This window comes from Streptomyces sp. NPDC012827 (assembly GCF_042900905.1).
GTDB classification, from domain to species: domain Bacteria; phylum Actinomycetota; class Actinomycetes; order Streptomycetales; family Streptomycetaceae; genus Streptomyces; species Streptomyces gulbargensis.
Genome location: NZ_JBIBBY010000007.1, coordinates 362004 through 375809 on the forward strand (window position 1 = coordinate 362004; position 13806 = coordinate 375809).

Annotated in this window: 12 protein-coding genes; all 12 read right to left on the reverse strand. The window is 73.5% G+C overall.

The features are described 5' to 3' along the window. Positions 1-12 precede the first annotated feature (12 nt). The 12 genes from ACFY60_RS18485 to ACFY60_RS18540 all read right to left on the reverse strand — a co-directional run bounded on the left by ACFY60_RS18485 (position 13) and on the right by ACFY60_RS18540 (position 13670). On the reverse strand, positions 13-1041 hold the full coding sequence (locus tag ACFY60_RS18485; protein ID WP_388617309.1) for an ADP-ribosylglycohydrolase family protein: 1029 nt from the start codon (positions 1039-1041) through the stop codon (positions 13-15). Next, positions 1038-1787 carry an NUDIX domain-containing protein gene (locus ACFY60_RS18490; protein WP_388617312.1) on the reverse strand — a complete coding sequence of 250 codons (750 nt, stop codon included), beginning with the start codon at positions 1785-1787 and terminating at the stop codon, positions 1038-1040. The genes ACFY60_RS18485 and ACFY60_RS18490 overlap by 4 nt, the downstream gene beginning before the upstream one ends. After that, positions 1784-2842: an AAA family ATPase gene (locus ACFY60_RS18495; RefSeq protein ID WP_388617315.1), complete on the reverse strand. Its 1059-nt coding sequence runs from the start codon at positions 2840-2842 to the stop codon at positions 1784-1786. The genes ACFY60_RS18490 and ACFY60_RS18495 overlap by 4 nt, the downstream gene beginning before the upstream one ends. Positions 2843-3146: 304 nt before the next feature. Beyond that, positions 3147-4262 (reverse strand): pseudouridine synthase, encoded by a 1116-nt coding sequence (locus ACFY60_RS18500; RefSeq protein ID WP_388617318.1) that lies wholly within the window; start codon positions 4260-4262, stop codon positions 3147-3149. Continuing rightward, entirely contained in the window at positions 4262-4864 is a 603-nt protein-coding gene (gene scpB, locus ACFY60_RS18505; RefSeq protein ID WP_309050404.1) for an SMC-Scp complex subunit ScpB, read from the reverse strand. The genes ACFY60_RS18500 and scpB overlap by 1 nt, the downstream gene beginning before the upstream one ends. Further along, positions 4861-5868 carry a segregation and condensation protein A gene (locus ACFY60_RS18510; RefSeq protein ID WP_388617326.1) on the reverse strand — a complete coding sequence of 336 codons (1008 nt, stop codon included), beginning with the start codon at positions 5866-5868 and terminating at the stop codon, positions 4861-4863. Before ACFY60_RS18510 ends, scpB begins: the two co-directional genes overlap by 4 nt. Before the next feature lie 47 nt (positions 5869-5915). Then, complete coding sequence (locus tag ACFY60_RS18515) at positions 5916-6392, reverse strand: hypothetical protein (RefSeq protein ID WP_386337286.1); 477 nt, start codon at positions 6390-6392, stop codon at positions 5916-5918. Next, entirely contained in the window at positions 6389-7414 is a 1026-nt protein-coding gene (locus ACFY60_RS18520) for a ParA family protein (protein WP_030212665.1), read from the reverse strand. Before ACFY60_RS18520 ends, ACFY60_RS18515 begins: the two co-directional genes overlap by 4 nt. A 447-nt stretch (positions 7415-7861) precedes the next feature. Next, a complete protein-coding gene (gene ald / locus ACFY60_RS18525; RefSeq protein ID WP_388617330.1) occupies positions 7862-8977 on the reverse strand; it encodes an alanine dehydrogenase in 1116 nt (371 codons plus the stop codon). 147 nt (positions 8978-9124) lie between these two features. After that, entirely contained in the window at positions 9125-11110 is a 1986-nt protein-coding gene (locus ACFY60_RS18530; protein ID WP_388617338.1) for an NB-ARC domain-containing protein, read from the reverse strand. A 189-nt stretch (positions 11111-11299) separates the two neighbouring features. After that, positions 11300-11932, reverse strand: a complete 633-nt coding sequence (locus tag ACFY60_RS18535) for an NUDIX hydrolase (protein WP_309050408.1) — start codon at positions 11930-11932, stop codon at positions 11300-11302. A gap of 79 nt (positions 11933-12011) precedes the next feature. After that, on the reverse strand, positions 12012-13670 hold the full coding sequence (locus ACFY60_RS18540) for a CTP synthase (RefSeq protein ID WP_388617342.1): 1659 nt from the start codon (positions 13668-13670) through the stop codon (positions 12012-12014). Between the last annotated feature and the right edge of the window lie 136 nt (positions 13671-13806).

Below are 13806 nucleotides of genomic sequence, written 5' to 3' on the forward strand. Positions count from 1 at the left end.
CCAGGGGCCGGGTCAGGCGTCCCAGAGCGCTCCGAAGGCCAGCAGCTCGTCCCGGTACTCGACGCGCTCGGCCCACGCGGCGGGCCAGGCGTCCGCGCCCAGGTGGGCCCCGGCGAAGGCGCCCGCGAGGGCCGCGATGGAGTCGGAGTCGCCGCGGGTGCAGGCGGCCCGGCGCAGGGCGGTGAGCGGGTCGCCGGGAAAGAGGAGGAAGCAGAGCAGCCCGGTGGCGAGGGCCTCCTCCGCGATCCAGCCGTCCCCGGTGTACGCGCAGGGGTCCAGCTCCGGGTCGGCGGTGCGCTGGACGGCGTCGAGGCGTTCGAGGACGGCCAGGCACTCGTCCCAGCCGCGCCGGACGAAGTGGAGGGCCGAGGGGTCCTGGGAGCGGGTCCACAGGTCGCCGAGCCAGCGCTCGTGGTAGCGGTCGCGGTTCTCGTACGCGTACGAGCGCAGCCGGCCGACGAGCCCGGCCGGGTCCGCGCCCTGGGCGAGCAGGCGCACGGCGTGGGCCGTCAGGTCGGAGGCGGCGAGCGCGGTGGGGTGGCCGTGGGTGAGGGCCGCCTGGAGCTGCGCGGCGCCGGCGCGCTCCTCGTCGCCGAGGCCGGGGACGAGGCCGAGGGGCGCGACCCGCATGTTGGCGCCGCAGCCCTTGGAGTGGATCTGGCTCGCGTCCTGCCAGGGCCGGTCGGTGGTGAGCGACTGGCAGGCGACGAGGCAGGTGCGGCCGGGGGCGCGGTTGTTCTCCGGCGACCGGTACCAGTCGACGTACTCCTCCCGCAGCGGACGGACCAGCCGGAGCGGGGTGAGGGGGCCCCGTTCCAGGGCGGTGCGCAGGGCCCTGGCGAGGGCGAGGGTCATCTGGGTGTCGTCGGTGACGTACGCGACGCCCCGGGTCGTCGGGAGCTCCGCCGTCCGCCACGGCCCGTACTTCGCGAGGATCGACGGCACGTCGTGGAACTCGGTGGGGAACCCGAGCGCGTCGCCGAGCGCGAGCCCCGTCAGCGCCCCCGTCGCCGCCCGCTTGGCCGCCTGGTGCGTGGTCATGCCGATCGTCCTTCCGGTCGGAGCAACGGCGGGTGGAGGGCCGTGGCCTCCCCCGCCCGGTAGAGCGCGGCCGGTTTCCCCCGTCCGCCGGTGCGGCGCGGCGGTCCTTCCACGGGCCGGACGAAGCCGGGCGTGGTGAGGACCTTGCGCCGGAAGTTGGGGCGGTCGAGTTCGACGCCCCAGACCGTCTCGTAGACCTGCCGCAGCTCGCCGAGGGTGAACTCGGGCGGGCAGAAGGCGGTGGCGAGACACGTGTACTCGAGCTTGGCGCCGACGCGTTCGCGGGCGTCGGTGAGGATCCGGTCGTGGTCGAAGGCGAGCGGCCCGTGCTCCCCGTAGGGCAGCCAGCGCGCCTCGGCGGCGTCGCCGCCGCCCCGGGGTTCCGGCAGGCCGGGCACGAGGGCGGTGAACGCGACGGAGACGACCCGCATCCGGGGGTCGCGGTCGGGGTCGCTGTAGGTGCGGAGCTGTTCGAGGTGGAGTCCGGCGACGGTGGCGGCGGGCAGGCCCGTCTCCTCGGCGAGTTCGCGGCGGGCGGCCGTCTCGGCGGACTCGCGGGGCAGCACGAAGCCGCCCGGCAGGGCCCACTCCCCCGCGTGGGGCTCGTGGGCGCGCTGGACGAGCAGGACGTGCAGGCGCTCCTCGCGGACGGTGAGGACGGCGAGGTCCACGGTGACGGCGAACGGCTCGAAGGCGTGCGGGTCGTAGCCCTCGGGCGGACGCGGGGGCGGGGTGCGGCCGTTCACCGGCGTACCTCCCAGGACCGGGCGAGCAGCGCGTCCACGGCGGCGACGGCCGTGGCGAGCCGTTCCTCGGGCGGTCCGCTGAGGAGGACCGTGGGGCGGCCGGTGCGGATCAGACGGGTGAGGAGCCGGGCGGTGGTCCAGGCCCGGAGGTCCTCGGGGTCGGGGTCGGACGGGACGCCCCGGTGGTCGGTGAGCAGCCACAGGTGCTGCCGTCCCCGGGCGGCGACGGCGCACGTGCCGGGGCTGCGGGTGCCGAAGCGCCGTTCGTGCCGGACGGTGGCGGCGAAGGCGTCGCCGTCGCAGACGAGCAGCGGGGAGCCCTCGCGCGCGGCCCGCTCCTCGTCCTCGGCCCGGCGCTGGGCGGCGACGGGGAAGTCGCGGGATTCCCGCTCCCGGTCGGCCCGCGGCTCGGCGGCGAGGCAGCGGGTACGGGCCCATACGCCGCCGCGCCCCCGGTAGTGGCCGGTGAGGGCGCGCGCCAGGGTGGTGGCGCCGGTGGACTCGGCGCCGAGGACGACGACCCGCCGGGCGAGCCCGGCGCGGACCGGTGCCTCCAGGAGGTCCCAGTGGCCGGGCGGGTCGGCGAGGACGGCGTCGTCGTCGGTGCCGGGGCCGGGCCCTCCGGTGCCGGAAGCGGGGCCCCCGCTGCCCGGACCCGGTTCGGCGTCCCGGCGGGGGCCGCCCCCTCCCCTGTCGCCGCACACCGGCACCCCGCCCACGGGTTCCGCGTGCCACCCGCCGACACGGACGATCTCGGCGCCCTCCAGGCCCGGCCCCGCGCCGGCGTCCCCGTACGGCTCGGCGGTGAAGACCGCGTCGACGGGCTCGGGCAGGTCGGCGGCGGTGTCGGCGGTGACGACGAGGGCCTCGGGGTGGATCTCCCGCAGCCAGGCGACGCGCGCCTCGAGCGGCAGGGCCGCGTCCTCGGTGGCGGCGACGAGCACGGTGACGCGCTCGCAGCGGGCCAGGGCGGTGCGGACGAGGTGGTGGTGGCCGGCGTGCGGGGGGCAGAACGCGCCGGCGACGAGCCCGTGGCCGTACGCGGGCGCGGTCATGACCGGGCCCCCGCCGTGCGCGGCCGGACGCTCCCGGCACGGTACGGCCGGGGCGCGCCGGGGCCTGGTCCACCCCCGTGGGTCCAGGCCCGCCGGCCGCACGCGGCGAGGGCCGTGCGGACGCTCCGCCGGAGCCGCCGGAGGATGGTCCGGACGGACGTCTTCCTCACACCCGCCTCCTTAAGAGTCACCTTGACTATAAATCCTGGGGAGGCGCGGCCACAAGGGTGAGAACGCGCGGAGGCCCGTGACCGCCTCGCGGTCACGGGCCTCCTCCGGGCGCCCTGAGCGGGCGCCCCGGGTCCTACAGGCCGACTTCCTTCATCAGCATGCCGACCTCGGTGTTGCTCAGGCGGCGCAGCCAGCCCGACTTCTGGTCCCCGAGGGTGATCGGGCCGAAGGCGGTCCGCACCAGCTTCTCCACGGGGAAGCCCGCCTCGGCGAGCATGCGGCGCACGATGTGCTTGCGGCCCTCGTGCAGCACGACCTCGACCAGGTAGTTCTTGCCGGTCTGCTCGACGACCCGGAAGTGGTCGGCGCGCGCGTAGCCGTCCTCCAGCTGGATGCCGTCCTTCAGCCGCTTGCCGACGTCGCGGGGCAGCGGGCCGGTGATGGCCGCCAGGTAGGTCTTCTTCACCCCGTACTTGGGGTGGGTGAGACGGTGCGCCAGCTCGCCGTGGTTGGTGAGCAGGATGATGCCCTCGGTCTCCGTGTCGAGCCGGCCCACGTGGAACAGGCGGGTCTCACGGTTGGTGACGTAGTCGCCCAGGCACTGGCGGCCGTCGGGGTCCTCCATGGTGGAGACGACACCGGCCGGCTTGTTGAGGGCGAAGAACTGGTACGACTGCGTGGCGACCGTCAGGCCGTCGACCTTGATCTCGTCCTTCTCCGGGTCGACGCGCAGGCCCTGCTCGACCACGATGCTGCCGTTGACCTCGACGCGCGCCTGCTCGATGAGCTCCTCGCAGGCGCGGCGCGAGCCGTAGCCGGCGCGGGCGAGGACCTTCTGCAGCCGCTCGCCCTCCTGCTCGGCGCCGGGGAAGGTCTTCGGGGTCTTGATCTCGGGCTTGTTGGCGTACCGCTCGCGGTTGCGCTCCTCCGCCCGGGTCTCGTACTCGCGCGAGCGCGCCGGGGCCGTACGGCCGCCGTCCCGCTTCGGGGACTGCTTCGGGCCGCCCTTGGCGCCGCCGCGGGCGGCGTCGCCGCGTCCGCGCTTCGGGCCGTCGGAGGGACGCCCGGCCAGGCCGTCGACGTCGTAGGCCCGCTCCTCGGGACGGGGCCGGCGGGGGCGGCCCGCGCCCGCGCTCTGGCCGCGCTCGTCGCGGCCGTTCCCCGCACCCCTGTAGTTGCCGCGGCCGCCGCTCTTGGCACCACGGCTCCCGCCGTTGTTTCCGCTGTTCCTGCCGCTGCTGCTTCGCATCAAACTTCCGTCGTCTTCTCGGTCTCGTCCGCATCGGGCTCGAACGACGGAACACCTTCCAGGGAGTCCGGCTCGACCGCCTCGGCCTCCGGGAGGAAGGGGGCGAGCTCGGGGAGTTCGTCCAGGCCGCGCAGGCCCATCCGCTCCAGGAAGTAGTTCGTCGTCCTGTACAGGATCGCACCTGTTTCGGGTTCCGCGCCCGCCTCCTCCACCAGACCCCTCTGGAGGAGGGTCCGCATGACCCCGTCGCAGTTGACCCCGCGGACGGCGGAGACCCGGGAACGGCTGACCGGCTGGCGGTACGCGACGACCGCGAGGGTCTCCAGGGCCGCGCGGGTGAGCCGGGCCTGCTGGCCGTCGAGCAGGAAGGCCTCGACGGCGGCCGCGTGGGCGGGGCGGGTGTAGAAGCGCCAGCCCCCCGCGACCTGCCGCAGCTCGAAACCGCGGCCCTGGGCGGTGTACTCGGCGGCCAGCTCGCGCAGGGCGTCCGCCACCTCCAGGGGGGTGCGGTCCAGGACCCGGGCGAGGTGCTGCTCGGTGGCGGGCTCGTCGACGACCATGAGGACGGCTTCGAGGGCGGGCTTGAGGTCGCTGTCGCTCATGCGAGGGCCTCCTGGTCGAACTCGTCGGTGACGGTGGGCGTGGCACCCGTCCCGGCGTCCCCGCCCGTCCAGGAGACGGTGAGGTCCCCGAGGGGGCTCTCCTGGTCGAGGGCGACCGCCTTCTCCCGGTAGAGCTCCAGGAGGGCGAGGAAACGGGCGACGACGGTCAGGGTGTCCCCGGCGTCCTCGGCCAGCTCCTGGAAGCTCGCCGTGCCGCGCTCCCGCAGCAGGGCCACGACCAGGGCGGCCTGTTCGCGGACGCTGACGAGGGGGGCGTGGATGTGGTCGACGTACACCTCGGGCTCGGGCCGGGGCCGCATGGCCTGCGCGGCGAGCTTCGCCAGGCCCTCGGGGCCGATGGTGAGGACGACCTCGGGAAGCAGGGCGGCGTGGTGCGGTTCGAGTCCGACGGTCCGGGGGTGGCGCCGGCCCTCCGACTCCCACCGCTCCTCCAGGATCTCGGAGATCCGCTTGTACGCGCGGTACTGGAGGAGCCGGGCGAACAGCAGGTCGCGGGCCTCCAGGAGGGCGAGGTCGGCCTCGTCCTCCACCTCGGCGGCGGGCAGCAGCCGGGCGGCCTTGAGGTCGAGCAGGGTGGCGGCGACGACCAGGAACTCGGTGGTCTGGTCGAGGTCCCCGTCGGGGCCGAGGGCCCGGATGTGGGCCATGAACTCGTCGGTGACCTGGGAGAGGGCGACCTCGGTGACGTCCAGCTTGTGCTTGGTGATCAGCTGGAGGAGCAGGTCGAAGGGCCCCTCGAAGTTCGCCAGGCGCACGGTGAACCGGGCGTCCTCGCCGTCCGCGGCCCGCGCCGGGAGGTCCGTCTCCCGGTCCTGCGCCGGTTCCGCCTCCCGCTCCGGCAGGCCGCCCGGCCCGCCTTCCGCCTCCCGGTCCGGGCCCGGCTCGGCGGCCGGGCCGGACCCGGGGGCCGGTTCCCCGTCGGGGCCGCGCCCGAGGGCGCGGCGGCGCGGCGGGCGGGACGTTTCGTCGGAGGGGCGGTGCATGGGGCGGATCCAGGGGGAGCGGGGGCGCGGCAGCCCGCAGGCTACCCTCAGCGACCGCGCAGACGGCGGACGAGGATGCTCGCGTCGCCGCGGGACTCCAGATCCGCCAGGACCACGGCGACCGCCTCACGGACGATTCTGCCCCGGTCGACGGCGAGGCCGTGCTCGCCCCTGAGCACGAGCCGGGCGTGCTCCAGGTCCATCAGCTCCTCGGCGGAGACGTAGACCGTGATCTTCTCGTCGTGGCGCTCGCGTCCGCTCGGCCGGCGCGCCGCGGGACGTCCGCCGCGCCGCCGGGGCGCCGCGCCGGCGGCGGGCTTGGCGGCCGGGGGCGTCTCGGGCTCCGCCGCGCGGGCGCGCGGCTCGGCCGTCTCGGAGGCCGCCGCGGTGTGCTCCGCGGGGCCTTCGGCCGCCGTCGTGTCGCTCTCCCCCGCCGGAGCGGGGACGGTGCGGCGGGGCGAGGACGCCTGGAGCGCCGTCCCCCCGGTCGTACGGAAGAGTTCGTCGGCCCCGGGCAGACTCACTCGGCGTGACACCGGGCGAGCACCTCCCTGGCGAGCTGACGGTAGGCGGCGGCGCCCACGGAGTTGGAGGCGTACGTGGTGATGGGCTCGCCGGCGACCGTGGTCTCCGGGAAGCGCACGGTCCGGCCGATCACCGTGTGGTACACGTGGTCGTCGAAGGCCTCGACGACGCGCGCGAGGACCTCGCGGCTGTGCACGGTCCGGGAGTCGTACATGGTGGCGAGGATGCCGTCGAGCTCCAGCTCGGGGTTGAGCCGCTCCTGGACCTTCTCGATGGTCTCGGTCAGCAGGGCGACCCCGCGCAGGGCGAAGAACTCGCATTCCAGCGGCACGATGACCTTGTGAGCCGCCGTCAGGGCGTTCACGGTCAGCAGGCCGAGCGAGGGCTGACAGTCGATCACGATGTAGTCGTAGTCGTTCATCAGCGGCTTCAGGGCGCGCTGGAGCGTGGACTCGCGCGCGACCTCGCTGACCAGCTGCACCTCGGCGGCCGAGAGGTCGATGTTGCTCGGCAGCAGGTCCATGTTGGGCACGGCGGTCTTCAGGAGCACCTCGTCCGCCGACATGCCCCGCTCCATGAGCAGGTTGTAGACGGTGAGGTCGAGCTCCATCGGGTTCACGCCGAGGCCCACGGAGAGGGCTCCCTGCGGGTCGAAGTCGACGAGCAGCACCCGCCGCCCGTACTCCGCGAGCGCGGCGCCCAGGTTGATGGTCGACGTGGTCTTGCCGACGCCGCCCTTCTGGTTGCACATCGCGATGATCTTCGCGGGCCCGTGGTCGGTCAGCGGGCCCGGGATCGGGAAGTACGGCAGGGGCCGTCCGGTGGGGCCGATCCGCTCGCGGCGCTGCCGGGCGGCGTCGGGCGCGAGGGTGGCCGCGTACTCCGGATCGGGCTCGTACTCGGCGTCGGGGTCGTAGAAGTGCCCCTCGGGCACCTCGTCGTAGGCGGCGAAGTGGGTGGACTCTCGGCCCATCTCGTTGCCGGCCGTGGCGTTCACGTGTAGGCCGTCCATCGTCTTCATCGTGTGGGCTGTCGTCATGGGCTGGTGCGTCGCGAAGGTCCGCACCGCGACGGAGCCGATCGGGGCACCTGGCGCACCGCTCCCGGGAGTAATTGTCGACTCATTCACAAGTCGTCTTACCTCCTTGGATGTGACCAGGAACATTTATCGATAGGTCAGCGTGGCACCATGCCGACGGTTGGCGACTCTATGGCGTGTCACCGGTCCGCAGCAACACAATCCGCCGGACCCGGCCGGATGTGTCGGCGACCGAACACCTCTCTGTCAAGGGTGCGCGGGCATGCATCCACACGTTTCCGGGGTGTGCGAATCGGTTAAAGGGTTACGTTCGAGGCGAGTTGACCGAACGTTTCGGCGTGGCCGGAGACACAGCCGGCCGGACCTTGTCGAACAAGGTCCGGCCGGGAGCGTGATATTGACGGCACGCGTTGACGGGCCGCGGGAGGGTCAGCCCAGGAGGCTGTTCAGCTCGACGTGGTCGTAGCCGTGGGCCTCGGCGACCTCCTTGTAAACGACCTTGCCGTCATGGGTGTTGAGACCCTTGGCGAGCGCGGCGTCGCGGCGCAGCGCCTCGGCCCAGCCGTTGTTCGCCAGCGACACGATGTAGGGAAGCGTGGCGTTGGTGAGGGCGTAGGTGGAGGTGTTCGGGACCGCGCCGGGCATGTTGGCGACGCAGTAGAAGACCGAGTTGTGGACCTGGAAGGTCGGCTCGGCGTGGGTGGTGGGGTGCGAGTCCTCGAAGCAGCCGCCCTGGTCGATCGCGATGTCGACAAGGACACTTCCGGGCTTCATCTTGGCGACGAGCTCGTTGGTGACCAGCTTCGGGGCCTTGGCGCCCGGGATGAGGACGGCGCCGATGACGAGGTCGGCCTCGACGACGGCCTTCTCCAGCTCGAAGGCGTTGGAGACGATCGTCTGCACCTGGGTGCCGAAGATCCGGTCGGCCTCGCGGAGCTTGTTGATGTCCTTGTCGAGCAGGGTGACGTGGAAGCCCATGCCGACGGCGATCTGGGTCGCGTTCCAGCCGGAGACGCCGCCGCCGATGACGACGGCCTTGCCGGCCTGGGTGCCGGGGACGCCGCCGGGGAGGACGCCACGGCCGCCGGCCGAGCGCATCAGGTGGTAGGCGCCGACCTGCGGGGCCAGGCGGCCCGCGACCTCGGACATCGGGGCGAGCAGCGGGAGAGCGCGGTTCGCGGTCTCGACCGTCTCGTACGCGATGGCGGTGGTGCCGGACTCCAGGAGGGCGTCCGTGCACTCCTTGGAGGCGGCGAGGTGCAGGTAGGTGAAGAGGGTCTGGTCCTTGCGGAGGCGGTGGTACTCCTCCGCGATCGGCTCCTTGACCTTGAGGAGCAGGTCGGCGGTGGCCCAGACCTCGTCGGCGGTGGGGAGGATCTCGGCGCCGGCGGCGACGTACTCCTCGTCCGTGATCGAGGAGCCGACACCGGCGTTCTGCTCGACGAAGACCTGGTGGCCGTGGCGGACGAGCTCGTGGACACCGGCGGGGGTGATGGCCACGCGGAACTCGTTGTTCTTGACCTCGCGGGGGATGCCGACCTTCATCGTCGATCACGGTCCTTGAATCAGGGGGATAACTGGGGGCACTGCGATACATACCCGGATGCACGGCGGCACACCGGGGCAGACCACGTTCGAACGCGGCGCACCCAGTCTAATGAAGGAGTTCCCGCTGTCTAGCCTTTCAAAGTACTAATCTTCTGCGGACCCACTGCGGATTTCGTAGGCGGGGGATTCCGTTTCCAGCAGACGTTCCGCCGCGGCCCGGTGCAGCCGGGCGGCCGCCGGGTCACCGAGCCGGTCGAGGGTGTCGGCCAGCCGCAGCTGGAGGGCGGCCTGCAGCCGGGTGTCCCGGGCCCGGCGGGCCCACTCGACCGCTTCCTCGCAGGTCCGCAGCGACTCCTCGGGCCGGCCCGCGTACTCCTGGACCCGGGCCGCCTCGCTCAACGCCCGTGCGTGGCCGGGGAGATCGCCGAGCCTTCGGTAGCCGGCCGCGGCGGCGCGCCAGTTCCGCAGCGCCTCGCCGTACCGTCCGGCATAGGTCTGTACGGCGCCGAGGCGGGCGTACAGGCGGGCCTGGTCGGCGCGCTCGTCGCGGGCGAGCCGCTGCGCGAGCGCGCGCCCGTACCAGTCGCCGGCCCGGTGCCAGTCCCCCAGCTCCTGGTACGTACCGCCTACGGATTCCATCGCGCGGCCAACGGCGTACGGATCGTTCGCCGCCCTGCCGGCGTCCAGGGCGGCCCGGTAGCGCAGCAGCGCGTCCTGGGTGCGGCCGGTCCTGGCGTCGAGGTCGCCGAGGTTCAGCAGGGCGGCGGCCCGTTCGCGGTGGAGGCCGCGCCGCTCGGCCACGTCCAGGACCAGCCGGTGCAGGCCGTACAGCTCGGGCGCGGCGGCCTCGGCGCCCCGGTGGGCGGCGAGCGCCCGGACCAGCGAGGCGATCAGGCGGCGGGCGAGGGTGTCCAGCTCGCCGTCGGCGACGGCGAGGCGGGCCGAGGCGAGCAGGAAGGGCTGCCGCGAACGCAGCCACTCGGCCCCCGTCCCGGAGGTCGGGAAGCGCAGGGCGCGGGGCAGTCCGGAGAGCCTGCGGCGGGCGGGCGACCCCTCCGGCTCGGTGACCGCGCGGCAGGACTGGAGGAGCCGTACGGTCCGCTCCAGCATCCGGGCCCGGGCGAGCTGCACCTCGGCGGGCCGGTCGTGCTCCTCCAGGCCGGCGCGGAGCAGGGGGACGAGGTGGCCCGGCAGCTCGTACTGACCGTCCCCGGCCTCCCGGACCAGCCCCAGCCGGACGAAGTCGGCGAGGGTGGTGGCGGCGGCCGAGACCGAGCAGCCCGCCAGGGCGGAGGCGGTGTGGGCGTCGGCCCGGCCGAGAGGCGCGAGCGAGAGGAATCGCAGTATCCGGGCGGCCGGCTGGGGCAGGGCCTCGTGGGCGAGCAGGAACGCCCGGGTGAGCGGGTCGCCGGCGCGGGCGCGCAGCCGCTTGGCCAGGTCGGCGACGGACGCCTTGGGGCGGCCGGCGAGCCAGCCGCCGGCGAGGACGACGGCGGCGGGCAGTCCGCCGCACTCCTCGACCAGGGTCTCCGCGGCCTGCGGGTCGACGGTGACGCGCACCGCGCCGGTGAAGGTGGTGAGCAGTTCGATCGCGGACTTCGGGTCGAGGCCGCCGACCGTGCAGGGGCGGACGTCCGGGATGCCGGTGAGCGGGCCGCGGGCCACCGCGACCACCAGGCAGTCCGGGTCGTCGGGGATCAGCGGGTCGGCCTGCTCGGCGTCCACGGCGTCGTCGAGCAGCAGGAGCGCGCGGCGCCCGGCGAGGGCACCGCGCACCAGTGCGGTGAGCTCCTCCTCGCCGGCGCCGGGCGGTTCGGCGACACCGAGGGCGGCGAGCAGCTCCTGGGCGGCGCGGGCGGTGGGGACGGGGTCGCCGCCGGGTTCGGTGAGCCGGGCGCGGAAGACGCCGCCGGGGTAGCGGTCGGCGAGCGAGGCGGTCAGCTCCTCGGCGAGCGAGGTACGGCCCGAGCCGGGCTTGCCCGCGATCAGCAGGACCCGGGCGCGGGGAGCCTTGCGGCCGGTGAGGGTGTCGAGACCGGTCCGCTCGATGTCGGCGCGCAGTGCCTTGAGCTCCCGCTGCCGGCCGAAGAACTGCCGGCTGCCGGCCGCTGCCACCGCCTGATCCGTCACGGGCCACGCTCCCGTCCACCTGCGCACGAGCCGATCCCGCGGGGTCTCCGCACGGGTGTTTCCGAGCGTAGTTCAGCCCACGGTGCGCCCCTGGCGGAGCGCGGCGGACACATCCCCCGATCGGATCAGCCGATGTTCACACCACGCTTCGCCTACCCCGCTCCGGGGCGTCCGCCACCCGCCCCGCCGCTACGGCTGGAAGGGCCGCGCCGGCCAGGGGGCCTCGGCGGGGCGGAGGGAGTCCAGGCCGTCGGTCGTGGCACGCGCCGCCGCGAGGGACAGCACCCCCACCACGAGGCAGTTGTTGTGCAGCTCCCCCGCCAGCACCCCCCGCACCAGCTCCTCCACCGGCACCCGCGCCAGCTCCATGTCCGCCTCCTCCTCCGCGACCTCGAACCGCTCGCCCTCCGCCTCGGAGAGGTCGCGCGCGAGGAAGATCCGTACGGCCTCGTCGCAGCCGCCCGGCGTCGTGTAGACGTCGGTCAGGACCCGCCAGTCCCCGGCCTTGACGTGCGCCTCCTCGTACAGCTCGCGCTGGGCCGCGTGCAGCGGGTTCTCACCGGGGACGTCGAGCAGCCCGGCCGGGATCTCCCAGAGCTTCTGCCGCACCGGGTGGCGGTACTGCCGGAGCACGACGACCCGGTCCCGCTCGTCCAGGGCGAGGACGGCGACCGAACCGGGGTGGACCTGGTAGTCACGGTTCACCACCGTGCCGTCCGGCATGACCACCTTGTCCGTGCGGACACTCGTCTTGTTGCCCGTGAAGGGGGTCGCGCTCGCGACGACCTGCCACTCCTCCGCGGTGTCCTGCACCTGCTGCATCGTTCTTCCTCCCACGTGCGAAAAAGCCGGGGTACGCGCCCCGCAGGACGCGTACCCCGGCAACGTTAACCCCAGGCGCCTACTCGGCCGGCGCGCCCGTCTTGCGCTCGACGGCCGCCTTGACCAGGCCCGCGAAGAGGGGGTGCGGGCGGGTGGGGCGGGACTTCAGCTCCGGGTGCGCCTGGGTGGCGACCAGGTAGGGGTGGATCTCGCGCGGGTACTCGACGAACTCGACGAGCTTGTTGTCCGGGGAGGTGCCGGAGAAGACTAGGCCGGCCTTCTTCTCCAGCTCCGCGCGGTAGGCGTTGTTCACCTCGTAGCGGTGGCGGTGGCGCTCCTCCACGTACGGCTGGTCGCCGTAGGCCTCTCGGACGACCGAGCCCTCGGCGAGCTTCGCCGGGTAGAGGCCCAGGCGCATGGTGCCGCCGAGGTCACCGGCGCCCTCCACGTACGCGAGCTGCTCCTCCATCGTGGAGACGACGGGGTGCGCGGTGGCCGGGTCGAACTCGGTGGAGTTGGCCTCGGGGATGTCGGCCAGGTTCCGGGCGGCCTCGATCACGATGCACTGGAGGCCGAGGCAGATGCCGAGCAGCGGCACCTTCTTCTCGCGGGCGTACTGGATCGCGCCGACCTTGCCGCTCACGCCGCGGTCGCCGAAGCCGCCGGGGATGAGGATCGCGTCGACGTCGCCGAGCTGCTTCTCGGCACCGGCCGGGGTCTTGCAGTCGTCGGAGGTGACCCACTTGACCTTGACCCGGGCCTTGTTGGCGAAGCCGCCGGCCCGCATGGCCTCGGTGACCGACAGGTAGGCGTCGGGCAGGTCGATGTACTTGCCGACGAGCGCGACGGTGACCTCGTGCTCGGGGTTGTGGACGCGGTCGAGCAGGTCCTCCCAGACGGTCCAGTCCACGTCGCGGAAGGGCAGGTCGAGCTTGCGGACGACGTAGGCGTCGAGGCCCTCGGTGTGCAGGACCTTCGGAATGTCGTAGATCGACTTGGCGTCGATCGCGGCGACGACCGCGGCCTCGTCCACGTCGCACATCAGGGAGATCTTGCGCTTGATGGCGGTGGGGACCTCGCGGTCGGCGCGCAGCACGATCGCGTCGGGCTGGATGCCGATGTTGCGCAGGGCGGCGACCGAGTGCTGGGTCGGCTTGGTCTTCAGCTCGCCGGAGGGGCCGATGTAGGGCAGCAGCGAGATGTGCACGACGAAGACGTTGTCGCGGCCGACCTCGTGGCGGACCTGGCGGACGGTCTCCAGGAACGGCAGCGACTCGATGTCGCCGACCGTGCCGCCGACCTCGGTGATGACGACGTCGACGTCGTCGGTGGCCATGCGGCGGATGCGGGACTTGATCTCGTTGGTGATGTGCGGGATGACCTGCACGGTGTCACCGAGGTACTCGCCGCGCCGCTCCTTGGCGATCACCTGGGAGTAGACCTGGCCGGTGGTGACGTTGGCCGAACCGTCGAGGTCGACGTCGAGGAAGCGCTCGTAGTGGCCGATGTCCAGGTCGGTCTCGGCGCCGTCGTTGGTGACGAACACCTCGCCGTGCTGGAAGGGGTTCATCGTGCCGGGGTCGACGTTGAGGTACGGGTCGAGCTTCTGCATCGTGACCCGCAGGCCCCGCGCCTTGAGGAGCGCACCCAGGCTGGAGGCGGTCAGGCCCTTGCCGAGGGAGGAGGCGACACCCCCGGTGACGAAGATGTGCTTGGTCGTCGTGGTGTTGGGCGGCATCGCCAAGAGGGGGCTCCCGTGGTCGCGTTCTGGAGGTGCGTTCCGGCGGCCCCTCGGGAAGAATCGGGGGGTGCCGTCGCTGCGGTTGCGGGGTCCTCGGCTCTCGCCGTTTCCCACCGGTCCACGGGGTACCAGG

Bases quoted from the DNA above. Each gene is read 5' to 3' on its own strand.
- ACFY60_RS18485 (WP_388617309.1), bottom strand. From the start codon at position 1,041: ATGACCACGCACCAGGCGGCCAAGCGGGCGGCGACGGGGGCGCTGACG.
- ACFY60_RS18495 (WP_388617315.1), bottom strand. From the start codon at position 2,842: ATGACCGCGCCCGCGTACGGCCACGGGCTCGTCGCCGGCGCGTTCTGC.
- ACFY60_RS18500 (WP_388617318.1), bottom strand. From the start codon at position 4,262: ATGCGAAGCAGCAGCGGCAGGAACAGCGGAAACAACGGCGGGAGCCGT.
- scpB (WP_309050404.1), bottom strand. From the start codon at position 4,864: ATGAGCGACAGCGACCTCAAGCCCGCCCTCGAAGCCGTCCTCATGGTC.
- ACFY60_RS18510 (WP_388617326.1), bottom strand. From the start codon at position 5,868: ATGCACCGCCCCTCCGACGAAACGTCCCGCCCGCCGCGCCGCCGCGCC.
- ACFY60_RS18520 (WP_030212665.1), bottom strand. From the start codon at position 7,414: ATGAAGACGATGGACGGCCTACACGTGAACGCCACGGCCGGCAACGAG.
- ald (WP_388617330.1), bottom strand. From the start codon at position 8,977: ATGAAGGTCGGCATCCCCCGCGAGGTCAAGAACAACGAGTTCCGCGTG.
- ACFY60_RS18535 (WP_309050408.1), bottom strand. From the start codon at position 11,932: ATGCAGCAGGTGCAGGACACCGCGGAGGAGTGGCAGGTCGTCGCGAGC.
- ACFY60_RS18540 (WP_388617342.1), bottom strand. From the start codon at position 13,670: ATGCCGCCCAACACCACGACGACCAAGCACATCTTCGTCACCGGGGGT.